Raw genomic sequence first — 14,431 nt, forward strand, 5'->3', positions numbered from 1 at the left:
GCAATGAATTTGATTCACGGTCAATGGCAAGCTGGATTAGGCGCGACTTTTTGCTCCAAAAACCCCGTTACTCAAGCGGTCGTGTGGGAAGGGCAAAGTGCTGCTGCGCAGGATGTAGATGCTGCGATTTTGAGTGCGCGTTCAGCATTTCAGGCTTGGCGTGATTTGGAATTTGCCGCTCGCGTGGCCATCATCCGCAATTTTGGTGAGTTATTAAAAGCCAATCAAGCCGATTTGGCTGCAACGATCGGGGTGGAAACGGGCAAGCCGCGTTGGGAAGCGCTGACTGAAGTCACCACCATGATCAATAAGATCGACATTTCGATCAAAAGTTATGAAGAACGCACTGGCACGAAAGAAGCGGCGCAAGGCGATGCCATGGCCGTATTACGTCATCGCCCACATGGCGTCGTCGCCGTTTTTGGCCCATACAATTTCCCTGGCCATTTACCGAATGGTCATATTGTGCCAGCGCTGTTGGCAGGTAATTGTGTCGTGTTCAAGCCTTCAGAATTGGCACCGATGACGGCGCACAAAACTGCCGAGCTCTGGTTGGCTGCTGGCTTACCGGCGGGCGTGCTTAACGTGGTGCAAGGCGCGCGTGAGACGGGCATTGCATTGGCCAGCCACCCCCAAATCGATGGTTTGTATTTCACGGGCAGCGCTGGGACTGGTTATGCATTGCACCAGCAGTTTGCGGGTCAGCCAGATAAAATTCTCGCCCTTGAAATGGGGGGGAATAACCCTTTGCTGGTCGAAGAAGTCAGTGACATTAAGGCGGCCTTGCATCATGTGATTCAATCCGCCTTTATTTCTGCAGGGCAACGCTGTACTTGCTCACGGCGCTTGCTCGTGCCTAAAGGCGAGTGGGGCGATGCATTTTTAGCGCGGCTCGCCATCGCTGCCTCGGCATTGCAAGTGGGGGCTTGGGATGCTGAACCGCAACCATTTATGGGCGCCGTGGTGTCGGTCGCTGCGGCGCAAGGCCTGTTAGCTGCGCAGTCACGATTAATCGCTGCGGGTGCGACTAGTTTGCTGGAAATGAAAAATGTTCTCGCAGATACGGCCTTGCTGTCAGCAGGGATTTTGGATGTGACTGCGGTGACTGACTTGCCCGATGAAGAGTATTTCGGACCACTGTTGCAAGTACAGCGCTATGACTCATTTGACGAAGCAATGCGTTTAGCCAATGCCACTCGTTTTGGTTTAGCTGCGGGCATTTTAAGCGATAAGCGTGAGCAGTATGAACGCTTCTGGCGCGATTCGCGCGCAGGGATCGTGAACTGGAATAAACCACTCACCGGAGCCTCGAGTGCCGCACCTTTTGGTGGCGTAGGTGCATCGGGTAATCATCGCGCGAGCGCATATTATGCCGCCGATTATTGTGCCTACCCCGTGGCCTCCATCGAAGCCGAGCAGTTGAGCTGCCCAAGTCAATTATCACCAGGGATGACGTTGTAATGAGCCAAATGCACAATCCACACGGCCTAGAAGCCAATTTTGATGGTTTGGTGGGGCCAACCCATCATTATGGCGGCCATTCATTTGGCAATGTCGCCTCGACCGGGAATGCCAAATTAGTGGCTAATCCGCGCGAAGCTGCATTGCAGGGCTTGGCCAAAATGAAAGCGCTGGCGGATATGGGCTATGCGCAAGGCGTGTTGCCACCCCAAGAGCGCCCCGCCACATGGTTGATGCGTGAGTTGGGGTATACGGGTAGCGACAAAGAAATAATTGCCGCTGTTGGCAATACGCACCCTGGGTATTTGTCGGCAATGTGCTCTGCTTCATCGATGTGGACAGCCAATGCGGCCACCGTGAGCCCATCTGGTGACACGAGCGATGGTCGGGTGCATTTTTCGGTCGCTAACTTACAGAATAAGTTTCATCGAGCCATCGAGCATCGCCAAACTGAGCGTACGCTAAAAGCAATTTTCAGTAATGAACAGCATTTTAGCGTGCATTCAGCGTTGCCAATGATGGCGGCCTTTGGCGACGAGGGTGCCGCCAATCACACCCGATTCTGTCGTCATTATGCCGAGCAAGGGGTCGAGTTCTTCGTGTACGGTCGCCAGCATTGGGGTGGACAGGTCGAGCCGCAACGATTTCCAGCACGCCATACGCTCGAGGCGAGCCAAGCCGTTGCGCGCCGCCATGGACTGCGTGCGAGCCACACAGTATATGCCCAGCAAAATCCAGCCGTGATTGATGCCGGCGTGTTTCATAATGATGTGATTGCGGTAGGTAATCAAAATGTACTGTTTTGTCATGAACAGGCATTTTTGAATGCTCAGTATGTATACGCCGATTTACAGGGCAAGCTGGGCGCTGATTTCGAGTTAATCGAAGTGCCCAGCTCCGCTGTGAGTGTGGCCGATGCGGTGAAATCGTATTTATTCAATAGCCAATTATTGGCCAAAGAGAATGGCAAGCAGCGCTTGCTCGTGCCGGAGGAATGTCGCAATACGCCGACGGTGTGGGCTTATTTGCAGCAATTATTAAGTGAAGGGCGTGGCATTGATGAGCTGCTGGTGTTCGATTTGAAGCAAAGTATGCAAAACGGAGGTGGGCCTGCATGCTTGCGGCTGCGAGTTGCGCTTTCTGCTCAGGAGGCGGCGGCAGTGAATCCTGCCGTGTGGATGAATAATGGATTGTTTGAGCGTTTAACGGATTGGGTTAAACGTCATTATCGTGATCGTTTACAAGAGACTGATTTGCTAGACCCACATTTGGTCGATGAAGTACGCACCGCACTAGATGAGCTTACGCATATCCTGCATTTAGGCGCAATTTATCCATTCCAGCGGCATGGTAGTGACTTGTAATGTAATTGAGGGTGTCAATGGATGCCTCAAAGACGTTGCAATTATGCGTAAGGCAAACTGAGTTGTAAGTTTTGCGGTTTATTAAAGTTGGAAGGCTGCTAAACTACGGTTCACCAATTTGCGCCTGCAATTTGCGGCAGGATTAGCATTAAAACGAGGTTGTAATATGTCGGATACCACTTTTTTACAAAAAACGCTCGCTGGCGAAACAGCTATGGGCTTGCCTTATTGTTTGTCCCATGGCACCGCCGTGCAGGTCTTGGATGAAGGTGTGATTCGCTTTGAGCCGAGTGATGCCACGCAAAGCGTGCTCGATTTAGTGATCTCATGCGGTATTCATGGCAATGAAACAGCGCCCGTTGAGTTGGTCGAGCAATTGATTGAGCGGATTTTTGCACATCAATTGCGGGTGAAATCACGCGTCTTATTTATTTTTGGTAATGTTGCTGCATTACGGATGGGGCAGCGTTTTGTCGAAGAGGATATGAATCGGCTATTTAATCGCAGCCCAGAGGTTGACGATGGCATGGAAAAACGACGTGCCATGATGTTGGAAATGCATGTTGGCCGCTTTTTTTCTTCTAGCGACGCGCAGTGTAAGCCACGTTTTCATTATGATCTTCATACTGCGATTCATGGCTCATTGATTGAGAAGTTTGCGATTTACCCTTTGCCCAAACCGGGTTGCTCGTTTAGTGCAACTGAAATCGCGCGCTTGAGTTTGGCGGGGGTTGATACTGTTTTATTGCAATCGACTCAGTCGAGTACGTTTTCATTTTCATCCAATCATCGCTACGATGCGCAGGCCTTTACGATCGAGTTGGGTAGTGCGCGACCTTTTGGGCAAAACCAGTCGATTGATCTGAGTAAGATGGATGCTTATTTAAGCGCCTTGATTCAGGGCGAATTACCTGTGCCCGAGTTGGTTCCGCCGCAAGTGCAGATTTTCCGCGTGTCACGAGAAATCCCCAAAACATCGCATGACTTCAAGTTTGCCATTGATGGTAAAACCGATAACTTTACCCCTTTAGCGAAGGGACTTACGCTTGCCGTAGATGCGGGTGTTCCGTTTGTAATTACCGAGGATGATGCGCGGATTATCTTTCCCAATCCAGAAGTTCCCCCCGGACAACGAGCCGGTTTGGTCATTGTGCCCGCGCGTGATTTTCTTGCCCAAGTTTAATTTGGGCGAACATAATAAAAAAGCCTAAGCGATTGCTTAGGCTTTTTTATTGGCTACAGCCGACTCACTTCTTTTTTGTGCTTGTTGCGGCAGTCGGTTTTTTGCTACTTGATTTTGCCACAGGCTTTTTATTGCTGCTCGATTTTGCCGTGCTGCGCGTTGAAGACTTGGCGGTTGCTGTTTTAGCGGGCTTACTCGACGTGGCCGTTTTACTGCTATTTGCAGGTTTTTTGCCACTGCTAGGTTTGGCCTGATCTTGATTTGCCGGCGCAGTGTTGCATTGCAGTACCGTTTTTCTCTTTTTGCCTTTGCCTGTTGTGACTTTCTTGCATTGGCGCGCAGATGCCTGCGGCGCGTCATTGCTTGATTTTGCTGCCGTGGCTGAGCGAGCATTATTGTTGGTGGCAGCAAGCATCGCATTTACATTCAGCCCTTGGCCACCGCCCTCGGCGATCCGGCGAGCACCATTAAAGCGATTTTGCCAATAGCTTTGATTCATATTGGCTACTTCAACGCTGCGCCCGGCACGTGGCGAGTGAATAAAGCGGTTGTCACCGAGGTAGATGCCGACGTGCGAGAATGTGCGGCCTAGTGTATTAAAAAATACGAGGTCGCCCGGTTTTAATTCAGTTTTATCGATGTTTTGCCCCGTTTGTGCCATGCCAAAGGCTGTGCGCGGTAGCGTAATATTCATCGAGTTCTGGAAAACGTATTTGATAAAGCCAGAACAGTCTAGCCCCGACTCAGGCGAGTTTCCGCCCCAAGTGTACTTTACGCCAATCAAACTCATCGCTGAGAGTAGCAAATCCTGCGCAGGCGCGTAGTCTGTGCCTTTAGGCATCGTTGCAGTGGATTTGCTTTTTGCTCGGGATTTGGGTGTAGCGGTACTGGTGTCGGCATTTGACGAGCCCCAGCCGCCTTGGATGGAGGGCGTGGTGTCGCCAAGCGGCATGTCTTCGTCTGCTAGGGCAAAAGGCGCTGAACAGCTCAGTAGTGTGGCAAGAATGATGATCCATTTCATGGGCAGGAACTTTACGGGTGTAGAAAACGGCTGTAAAGCCTAAAATTCAGATAATTGGCTAAATAGGCCCAAATGGACAGACTCGATGTTAAAAGAAACGTTCACCGTGATGCGCGACTTACCGCGCGTACGCGAGATTATTGCAATTTTAATGCGTCATGGCTTGGGTAATTTGGTACAAAGATTGGGCTTGGCGAAGGGCGTTGAACGTGCTGGAGACCTATTACATTGGCCCGGTGACCATGAAGTGGAATTGCTTGAACCGCCAGTGCGTGTGCGTCGTGCTCTGGAGGAGTTAGGGCCCACATTTATTAAGCTTGGCCAGGTTCTGGCCACGCGGGTCGATATGTTTCCGCCGGAGTGGATTTCTGAATTTGAGAAATTGCAAAGCGATGTACCACCACTGCCATTTTCTGACCTAGAGCCTATTTTATTGGCGGCACTTGGGCGTGATCCGCATGAAGTGTTTGTCGAGCTAGACCCCAAACCCATTGGGTCAGCTTCAATTGCGCAGGTGCATCGTGCCAAACTGCAAGATGGTACTGAGGTCGTACTCAAAATTCGCCGCCCGAATATTATTCCGAAAATAGAAGCCGATTTACGCATTTTGCGCCATATCGCGGGTTTGGCGATGTTTGAATTCCCCGATTTGCGCCGTTATCAGCCGGTACGAATGGTCGATGAATTCGCTAAATCCTTGCACCGTGAACTCAATTTATCTATTGAAGCTAGAAATCTGGAGCGCTTTGTTACCAACTTTAATGGGCATGACGAGATTGTTATCCCGAAAATTTGGTGGGAATGGACTTCTGACATATTGATTGTTCAGGACTATATCGCGGGTGTGGCAGGGAATGATTTAGCGGCATTGGATAATGCGGGTCTGGATCGCAAAGTGTTAGCCGCACGCGGGGCTGATGCAGTATTGAAGATGGTGTTAATTGATGGCTATTTTCATGCCGATCCCCATCCAGGTAATGTGAAATACCTAGAGGGCAATCGCGTTGCGTTTCTTGATTTTGGCATGGTGGGCCGCTTGCCGCATCCGCGGCGTGATCACATCGTTGATTTGCTCGCCGCTTTAGCGCAAAGAGATGAACACGGTATTTTGAATGTCTTGCTCGAATGGACCGGGGAAACGGTGGTCGATGAGGATAAGCTCTCTGCCGATATAGCCGATTTTATGTTCAATTATGAGAATTTATCCCTCAAAGATATTCAGTTTGGGCATTTGTTGAATGATGTCGCCATGATTATGCGCGAGCATGAAATTACCTTGCCTGCAGATCTGACTTTGCTATTTAAAGCCCTGATTACGCTGGAAGGTTTAGGTCGCCAACTAGATCCCGAATTTCAAATGGTTCCGCATCTAACGCCGTTTGTAAAAGAAGTCATTCTGGCTCGCTATAATCCCAAAACCGTTTTGAAGCGGGGCAGGGAAAATTTGTTTGAAGCATTCTCTGTTATTTCAGGGTTGCCACGTGATATTGGTAAGCTGATCAAGCAAGCGCGGCGAGGCAATTTGCGGATTGATTTGGATTTAAAGCGACTAGATCAATTTGGCTATCAACTAGCAAAGAGTGCCAACCGTTTAACGATGGGTATAGTGACGGGCGCGCTGATTATTGGCTCATCCATCGCAATGACCATCAAAGTGGGGCCTACGATTTTTGGCATGCCTTTGTTGGGCTTTTTGGGCTTTGTCGTTGCCTTGTTGAATGCAATTTGGCTGATGTTTGCTATTTGGATTTCAAGTAAAGAAGAACGTTAATTTTTGTGAGCAAGTAATTGCAGCCAGGCCTGAAGTTTCTTGTCGAAACTGAGGGTATGGGCTGGGCTAGTTGATGGTGCAATGCTTTGCTTGATATACCCCGGGATTAGTTTGCTGCCGTGTTTGGCCGCAGTTTGCCCATTAAAAATAATGTGGCTTAAATTTGGCAAGGAAAAAATCAGTTCGGATAATGCGTTCGGGTTGATATGAGCCAATGCCGAATCGAGGCTGCCAGGCCGAATGGCACTCTGTACCACATCCCATAGTGCGATCTGATGAGCGAGTAAAATGGGGTAGCGTTCTTCAAAGGGTAGGGCATTCAGGTCGGTGCACGTCGCCTGGCTCATGATGCCCCAGAACGCATTTCGCGGGTGCGCGTAATAATGCCCCTGTACCAGCGACGCATCCCCCGGCAAACTGCCCAAAATCAGTATCGTGCAATCGGTGTTGGCAACCGGCTCAAATGACGTTTTGAACCTTGCTGAGTTGGTTTCTGTCGCAATCAAAATATAGGCATTAGTTTGAGGCGGATAAAAAAAGAATTAATGAAGCATTGCTGCGCCATCAAAACCCAGTCGCAAATTACCCCAGTGACGGCCATCGATGAAAATCGGCAAATCAAGCTCAGTCATGATCTCACCGGTATCACGAACATAGTTTTGCAGTAGGAAACGCTCGGTATTTTGCGCGGCACGTAGGCCGGCTGGGTCATTGAAAATGCGCTCGTTGCGGCTGTTGATTAAATCAACAGCTCGCTCCCCCGTCATTGCTTTTGAATACCAACTATTGTGCGTTGGGCCGTAACCTTTGTTATCGACGGCTAAAGAAAACTTGCCTCCAATTGCAGTTTTTGCCAGTTGATCGTACAAGGGCTGGATTTCCGCTTCAAATAACTTGTTATAATTGGTTTTGTATTTCTGCGGTTGAGTGTTCGGTATCGCTTGATAGTTTTGATCAAATACATTGATGCCGCGATCATGCATGGCTTTGATCTTGCTGGCCACTTGATCTCTAAAGTCAGCACACAACGCAATTGTTGCATCTAGTGGACCATGACCAATAACAAAGCGGCCGACCATGGCTTGAACTTCTTCTGTGGCTTTGGCAACATCTTTAGACGATTCAGCAGAGCGGAGCATTTTTTCATTCACGCTGAGAGATAGCTGGTGAATTTCTGAGACATTGGAATTAACAATGTTATTTGCAGCGGTAAATTCTTCCAGCGTGTTGGCAATGCCACTTAATGCCGCAGCGGTATTTTCGAAGTCGCCAACCAGATGTGAAAATTGAGCTGCAGTCTTTTCTACGACATCACGCGTTTTATTGGCATCTTGGGTAATCAACTGGGTTTCATTCAAAGTTTCAGAAACCTGAGTCAGCATGTTATCGATATCGCTGGAAATTTCATCGGTCGCAACGCCCACTTTTTCCGCTAGTTTGCGGACTTCATCAGCCACAATAGCAAATCCACGACCGTGTTCCCCCGCTCGAGCGGCTTCGATGGCAGCATTTAAGGCCAGTAGGTTGGTTTGACCCGCAATTTCCTTAATTAAATCGACGATGGTTTTAATGCTGGCAGAGCGCTTGTTGAGCCCGTCAACGGTATGATTAAAGTTGGAAATTTTTCCATTAATGGCGTTGATGCGCTCGACCACATCCTGCAGTTCAGCATAAGACGCATGTGCCATCTCCAGATTGTTTGACGTCGTTTGGGAAATGTCGCCAGTTTGCCGAGAGACATTATTAATTCCAATGGTCGTACTATTACTGGCATTAACCACTTTTTGTGCCAGCAAGTCTTGCTGCTCGCTGGCTTGAGCTGATTCACGGATATGTTTTTGTGATTTAGCGGCTTCCAAAGCCATGCCTATTGTCATGGTTTGGACATTGGCAATGATTTCACGCTGCTTGTTTAGAAAACGATTGCAGGTGATGGCCAACTGGCTAATTTCATCGCTATAGGGTGCGGGAATATTGCGCGATAAATCACCATCATGGTCTGCCGCATCGGCAAATACTTGATTGATCTGGATGACGGGCTTGGTTATCCAGAAGTAAAAATAGGTGATCTCAATGGCGGCTAGAATAATAGCGAGGGCGCTGATGAACCATGCCCAGAATATGAGGTCTGAGAAAACTTGCTGAATTTTAAGCCGTTCTGGGTTTGCCAAGCTTTGACTGATCTGTAAAACAGAGTCTTGCGCGCCATAAACGAGCAATAGCATCAGCAATGGAAAAAACGAGAGTAAGGCAATGAAGGCAAATTTACGCCCCAAAGTTGGGATGAAGTGCTGCTCAAACGAGCGATGAAAATCTGCCAGCCATGCCATACTTTAATACTCGCTTACTTGGTTAATAGCCTAATTCATTCAGTTAAGACTAATTAATGATCAAAAGCGAGTTGTAAATCGTCTAAGTTCAAATGCCATTTTTTCAACATGCGGCTAAATACTGCCAATTCTGCATCATTAATTTCTTGGTCTGATTTAGCCAAGTCGAGCGACAGAGCCGCCAGCTGCAGGCGTTTTTTCGGTTCATCCACTGTTTCGAGTAGTTGATCAATACGATCTTTATCGACTAAATGTACGGTACCCGCTTCATCAGCTTCGTCGCCAATATCGTTGCAATAGTCCTGCAGCACTTGAATGAAACCTTTGCGACTGATGCCCAGCACGTCATATACATGCAGGTGTTCCAGTTCATCGATTTCTTCTGGGTCAAAATTGCCGTCGCAAATCATTTGCAGTACCAAGATGCGAGCCATGGCTTCAGGGCTGTTATTAGCGTATTTTTTCATGTTCTATATTCCATGTGGTTCAATTGCCGCGCGTAAAGCAGGCGGTAATTTGCTTGTTTTTTTTAGTTGGTAATCGTACGCAACCATGGTTGTTTTTGCTTGAGCGATGGTTTGCGTTTGGTGAGTGACATCATAGTAAAGTTCAAAGCTGGCGCGGCTGATTTCATCAATACCTAAACGAATCTGCAACACATCACCGTGAAAAGCCTCGTTCTTAAATACAATGGCAGCGTCGGCCATAATCAGGCCTTTGCCTCCAACATCCGTCTCCGAGCCAAAGCCCAAGTGTTGCAACCATTGCAAACGGGCTTCGTGCAATAGCGCCATCAGGGCGTCATTGCTTAAATGCTGACCGTAATTAATATCTCTGATCCGTACTGGCAATTCAAGAGTAAATAAATCGCAACTGGGCAATTCAAGCTGTAAACGTGCCATGCTAGATCAGTAAATGCTTAAGTTTCGATGTCTTGAGTGTATTCCCGCCTTTGCCATGCCGCAATAGCCCAAACAGGAGCTAGCCTGCTAGACTGAAGAAAAACCTTACTTAGCTAGGAGAACTCATCATGTATAGCCGGATATTAGTGCCAGTTGACCATAGTGATACGAGTGCTGCCGCTTTGGCTGAGGCCAGCAAGCTAGCGACAGAGCAGCATGCCGTTGTTCGCCTGATTCACGTTATCGATTTGGCGCAGTTTGCTTGGAGTGCAAATGAGTTTCTGGATGTGCCGCAATTACAGGCATCGCTCAAAGAGGGCGGTGAAAAATTACTCCAAGAGCGTGTTGCACTACTGGAAAGCCAAGGGATAAAGGTTGAATCGGCTTTGGTGGAAATCTGGGGCGGACAAATTGCGCGCACTATCGTAGATGAATCGAGTAAATGGGAGGCTCATTTGCTGGTGATGGGAACCCATGGCTACGGTGGCTTGACGCATATGCTGCTAGGCAGTGTGGCAGAAGGGGTTATGAGGCATACCCACATTCCTGTCTTGCTGGTCAAAGCGGATGATCGCCCTGCGGTTTAAGTATTTTCTTTACGTCTGAATTAGGTTTTTTTGGAATGACAATCAAGGTAGCAGCGCCATTGTCTGTGGTGGATCATCGTCGTGATATTGCAGGCTTAAAATACGTTTATCCCGTGGTCTCAAGGCGCGCGGGTGGGGTTTCTATCGGCATTAATCTCAACCCAAACAATGCGTGCAATTGGCGCTGCGTGTACTGCCAAGTGCCAGATTTAGTGCGCGGCAGTGGCCCTACGATTGATCTGGCCTTGCTTGCGTCTGAGCTTGATCAGATGCTCAATCAAATTGTGACTGGCGACTTTATGCAAACCGCAGTGCCCGTGGAGGCAAGACGGCTGAATGATATTGCCTTTTCAGGTAATGGCGAGCCAACCACATCGCCGCAATTTTTAGAGGCTATTGAGCTAGTCGCTGCTGCGCAGCAGCGGTTTGATTTGGCGCTAAAAACGGTATTGATTACCAATGGTAGTCAGCTAGATAAAGCGTTTGTGCAGGAAGGGCTACGGCGCTTGGCGCAAATTCGGGGAGAGGTTTGGTTTAAATTAGATCGTGCACCCGTCGATGGATTTGAGTTTGTCAATCAAATCGCACTAAAGCGCGCACAAGTGGAGCGTCGTCTGGCCATGTCAGCGCAATGCTGCCCCACCTGGATTCAAACCTGTATGTTTGCAACTGATGGGCAGCTCCCAAGCGAAGCAGAGCTTGTTGCCTATGTGGATTTTCTGGCTGAGCAAATGGCTGCAGGTGTCAATTTGGCCGGTGTTTTGCTGTATGGCCTGGCTAGACCTTCATTGCAGACAGAAGCAAATCGCCTCAGCGCTGCACCGACTGACTGGATGCAAGCGCTGGCTGAGCGGATTAGGGCGATAGGGCTTGAGGTGAAGCTCAGTACCTAGTTGGGCAGTAAAAGCCTGTTAAGCCTCTGCTTTGGCTGCTTTTTTGATTAAATCATCAAGCAAGTTAGGTTGCTGTTCGCGCAGATAATTCAGCGCTTTGATTTCTTCGCGCTTGAGTGTCGCCAAATCTATTCCCTCAATGTGTACGACGCGGAGTAATTCGCGCACGGGCTTAGGCATGCTACGACCACTTTCGTAACGCGAGCCGCCGCTTTGGGTTACCCCAATCTGGCTCCAAAATTCTTGTTGGTTCATACCTAGTTGTTTGCGAATTGCTTTGGGATTGAAGGTCGTATTCATGGTGGGCTCCTGAAGAATATGCCAGTCAAAGGCATGCCAAATTGATAATGTTGATGTCATCATAAGAATTTTGGCTTGCGGAGACACGGAACTATTACACCTTATCCATGTTGAATATTGACAATCGAGCGGGGGAACTTTTTCTCTTGCTGAATGGGCAAAGCGCAGATTCGTAGCTTTTAATTTTATTGATACAACTGCAAAAGTAAAAATGCCACTCGATTGCAGTGAACGAGTGGCGTTTGTGGGGTATGTTCTTAAAAGCCTTATTGGGTAATGCCTTTTGGCCTATAGGTTGGTGGGTATTAGCAAAGTCCAACCTCTAAGTCATCACGCTCACCGGCGGCATCATTCAATACTGTCATCAAGTCATGAAATTGCGTACCCGGCATGATTTTTTCTGATTGCATAAATCCCCGCCACATGATTTGTACTGGACCTGCCAAATCTGTCGTGAGTACATCATAAAGCGCGTCCAAATTACGGCCAAAGTCGGCGGGTAAATTGGCTTGCGTGGCGATCTGCTGGTAGGCCTCGTCGAGCGATTTAATTTGGCTTAATACTATTTGGGTGCCTACTGACATGCGGAAATCTCCGTAAAAGTATTGTAGTGATCGACCGTAATATAGCGCGGGCCTTTGACTTGAAAGACAATCCGCTTTGCATTGCGCTTGTAGCCTTGATAGTCCAAATCGGCTTCGAAATATTTGCCATCAGGCAGTCGACGTTCCCGATTGCTAAATTTGTCCCCACCAATTGATTTGCCTGGCAGAGAGTCCCAGAGGCTGCTACCAGGTTTCCAGCCAGCCTGTTGCGCCGTTTTTTTGGTGACAAATTGATCAGGTAATCGATTGTTTTGATTCAGGCTCACTAAGATGTCTTGCAACTCTTTGGCTGGCACGTGTTTTTGCTGAGCGATATCGCGCGCTATTTGCTGGCAACTTGGTAAGGCAGCGTGATTGACGCCACTCCAGCTTAGGGTCAGTAGCACAATGAGGCTGGGTATTAATTTCATCGGTGACTCACTTGTTGGGAAGGCTTGAAGCGCAATTTATTTGGTTTTGCATTTGTTGCGCAAGACGCGAGTGATTTAATCGACTTATCCAAGTCGCGAAGCGGCTTCCTTGGTTGTCGCAGAAGGTCGAATCCGCTACTATCAGGGGTTTCCCGATTGTACCGAATGGCGATCCCTGTTATGGCTCAAATCCTGTCCGCTAAAACTCTGTACGATAAACTTTGGCATTCGCACGTAGTACGCGAAGAAGCTGATGGTACATGCTTAATTTATATTGACCGTCACTTGGTGCATGAAGTGACTAGCCCTCAGGCCTTTGAAGGCTTGAAACTGGCGCATCGTTTGCCTTGGCGTAATTCATCTGTGGTGGCGACGGCAGACCACAACACGCCAACGAATGAATGGGAAAAAGGGATTCAAGACCCTATTTCTCGTCTTCAGGTTGAAACGCTGGACGCCAATATCAAAGAATTTGGCGCGCTGGCTTATTTCCCATTTAAAGATCAACGTCAAGGTATCGTGCACGTGGTTGGCCCTGAAAATGGTGCCACCTTGCCGGGCATGACGGTAGTGTGTGGTGATAGCCATACTTCTACGCATGGTGCATTTGCTGCACTGGCGCATGGTATTGGTACCTCCGAAGTTGAGCACGTGTTGGCAACACAAACTTTGGTGGCCAAAAAATCCAAAGCGATGCTGGTGCGCGTAGATGGCAAACTCGGTACTGGCGTTACTGCGAAAGATGTCGCACTGGCGATTATCGGCAAGATCGGTACTGCGGGCGGTACAGGCTATGCGATTGAATTTGGTGGTGAAGCGATTCGTAGCCTGAGTATCGAAGGCCGTATGACTTTGTGCAATATGGCAATCGAAGGCGGTGCACGCGCGGGCATGGTGGCCGTTGATGATAAAACCATCGAATACCTCAAAGGTCGTCCATTCTCGCCAAGTGCCGAGCAATGGGATGCTGCTGTTGCTAGCTGGAAAGAGCTGGTTTCAGATGAAGGCGCGGTATTTGATGCCGTTGTTGAGTTGCGCGCAGAAGACATTGAGCCGCAAATCACGTGGGGCACATCGCCAGAGCAAGTCTTGGGTGTATCAGGCAAAGTGCCTAACCCAGCGAATGAAGCTGATCCAGTGAAGAAGGGTAGTTACGAGCGCGCCTTGCAATATATGGGCTTGGCGGCAGATACCCCATTGACTGATATCGCGGTAGATAAAGTCTTTATCGGCTCCTGTACCAATAGCCGTATCGAAGATTTGCGTGCTGCGGCGGGTGTAGTGAAGGGTAAAAAGAAAGCCGCTAACGTTAAATTGGTCTTGATCGTACCTGGCTCTGGTTTGGTTAAAGCGCAGGCAGAAGCCGAAGGCCTCGATAAAGTCTTTATTGAAGCGGGCTTTGAATGGCGCGAGCCAGGTTGCTCAATGTGTCTGGCAATGAATGCCGACCGCTTAGAGCCGGGTGAGCGTTGTGCTTCAACGTCAAATCGCAACTTCGAAGGTCGTCAAGGTCAAGGTGGCCGTACGCATTTGGTGAGCCCAGAAATGGCGGCTGCGGCAGCGATCGCGGGTCATTTTGTCGACGTCCGTACGTTTGCCTAAGC

15 protein-coding genes are annotated in these 14,431 nt (G+C 48.8%); 7 read left to right on the forward strand and 8 right to left on the reverse strand.

Translation table 11 applies throughout. The annotated features are described in order from the left end of the window. Positions 1-3: 3 nt before the first annotated feature. The 3 genes from astD to astE all read left to right on the forward strand — a co-directional run bounded on the left by astD (position 4) and on the right by astE (position 4,008). Positions 4-1,461: a succinylglutamate-semialdehyde dehydrogenase gene (astD, locus tag HQ393_RS03620; protein ID WP_179357498.1), complete on the forward strand. Its 1,458-nt coding sequence runs from the start codon at positions 4-6 to the stop codon at positions 1,459-1,461. Next, positions 1,461-2,825 (forward strand): N-succinylarginine dihydrolase, encoded by a 1,365-nt coding sequence (astB, locus tag HQ393_RS03625; RefSeq protein ID WP_246307941.1) that lies wholly within the window; start codon positions 1,461-1,463, stop codon positions 2,823-2,825. Before astD ends, astB begins: the two co-directional genes overlap by 1 nt. 166 nt (positions 2,826-2,991) lie before the next feature. Next, positions 2,992-4,008, forward strand: a complete 1,017-nt coding sequence (astE, locus tag HQ393_RS03630) for a succinylglutamate desuccinylase (protein ID WP_179357499.1) — start codon at positions 2,992-2,994, stop codon at positions 4,006-4,008. Positions 4,009-4,072: 64 nt separating this feature from the next. Here astE and HQ393_RS03635 read toward each other — a convergent pair whose 3' ends face one another. Next, positions 4,073-5,029: a C40 family peptidase gene (locus HQ393_RS03635; RefSeq protein ID WP_246307942.1), complete on the reverse strand. Its 957-nt coding sequence runs from the start codon at positions 5,027-5,029 to the stop codon at positions 4,073-4,075. A gap of 85 nt (positions 5,030-5,114) precedes the next feature. On the opposite strand from HQ393_RS03635, the gene HQ393_RS03640 reads away from it, so the two are divergent. After that, positions 5,115-6,800, forward strand: a complete 1,686-nt coding sequence (locus tag HQ393_RS03640) for an ABC1 kinase family protein (RefSeq protein ID WP_179357500.1) — start codon at positions 5,115-5,117, stop codon at positions 6,798-6,800. On the opposite strand, the gene HQ393_RS03645 is transcribed toward HQ393_RS03640, so the two are convergent. The 4 genes from HQ393_RS03645 to HQ393_RS03660 are packed head-to-tail and all read right to left on the reverse strand — an operon-like array spanning position 6,797 to position 10,032. After that, positions 6,797-7,306 carry a DNA-deoxyinosine glycosylase gene (locus HQ393_RS03645; RefSeq protein WP_281361483.1) on the reverse strand — a complete coding sequence of 170 codons (510 nt, stop codon included), beginning with the start codon at positions 7,304-7,306 and terminating at the stop codon, positions 6,797-6,799. The genes HQ393_RS03640 and HQ393_RS03645 overlap by 4 nt on opposite strands. 36 nt (positions 7,307-7,342) lie before the next feature. Next, positions 7,343-9,130, reverse strand: coding sequence for a methyl-accepting chemotaxis protein (locus HQ393_RS03650; protein WP_179357501.1), 1,788 nt, complete (start codon positions 9,128-9,130; stop codon positions 7,343-7,345). Between the two features lie 53 nt (positions 9,131-9,183). Continuing rightward, positions 9,184-9,597, reverse strand: coding sequence for a tellurite resistance TerB family protein (locus tag HQ393_RS03655; RefSeq protein WP_179357502.1), 414 nt, complete (start codon positions 9,595-9,597; stop codon positions 9,184-9,186). 3 nt (positions 9,598-9,600) lie between these two features. Beyond that, a complete protein-coding gene (locus HQ393_RS03660) occupies positions 9,601-10,032 on the reverse strand; it encodes an acyl-CoA thioesterase (RefSeq protein ID WP_179357503.1) in 432 nt (143 codons plus the stop codon). A gap of 128 nt (positions 10,033-10,160) precedes the next feature. Between HQ393_RS03660 and HQ393_RS03665 the strand changes: the two genes are divergently transcribed. Continuing rightward, positions 10,161-10,619, forward strand: coding sequence for a universal stress protein (locus HQ393_RS03665; RefSeq protein ID WP_179357504.1), 459 nt, complete (start codon positions 10,161-10,163; stop codon positions 10,617-10,619). Positions 10,620-10,654: 35 nt separating this feature from the next. Next, entirely contained in the window at positions 10,655-11,512 is an 858-nt protein-coding gene (locus tag HQ393_RS03670; RefSeq protein WP_179357505.1) for a radical SAM protein, read from the forward strand. A gap of 18 nt (positions 11,513-11,530) precedes the next feature. Here the strand turns inward: HQ393_RS03670 and HQ393_RS03675 are convergent, their stop codons facing one another. The 3 genes from HQ393_RS03675 to HQ393_RS03685 all read right to left on the reverse strand — a co-directional run bounded on the left by HQ393_RS03675 (position 11,531) and on the right by HQ393_RS03685 (position 12,827). Further along, entirely contained in the window at positions 11,531-11,812 is a 282-nt protein-coding gene (locus tag HQ393_RS03675) for a helix-turn-helix domain-containing protein (RefSeq protein WP_179357506.1), read from the reverse strand. Positions 11,813-12,117: 305 nt separating this feature from the next. After that, positions 12,118-12,396: a barstar family protein gene (locus HQ393_RS03680; protein ID WP_179357507.1), complete on the reverse strand. Its 279-nt coding sequence runs from the start codon at positions 12,394-12,396 to the stop codon at positions 12,118-12,120. After that, positions 12,387-12,827, reverse strand: a complete 441-nt coding sequence (locus tag HQ393_RS03685; RefSeq protein ID WP_179357508.1) for a ribonuclease domain-containing protein — start codon at positions 12,825-12,827, stop codon at positions 12,387-12,389. The genes HQ393_RS03680 and HQ393_RS03685 overlap by 10 nt, the downstream gene beginning before the upstream one ends. Before the next feature lie 192 nt (positions 12,828-13,019). Here HQ393_RS03685 and leuC point away from each other — a divergent pair, with 192 nt between their 5' ends. After that, positions 13,020-14,429: a 3-isopropylmalate dehydratase large subunit gene (leuC, locus tag HQ393_RS03690; protein ID WP_179358388.1), complete on the forward strand. Its 1,410-nt coding sequence runs from the start codon at positions 13,020-13,022 to the stop codon at positions 14,427-14,429. Positions 14,430-14,431: the final 2 nt, after the last annotated feature.

Origin of the sequence: Chitinibacter bivalviorum (assembly GCF_013403565.1) — a bacterium.
Lineage (GTDB): Bacteria > Pseudomonadota > Gammaproteobacteria > Burkholderiales > Chitinibacteraceae > Chitinibacter > Chitinibacter bivalviorum.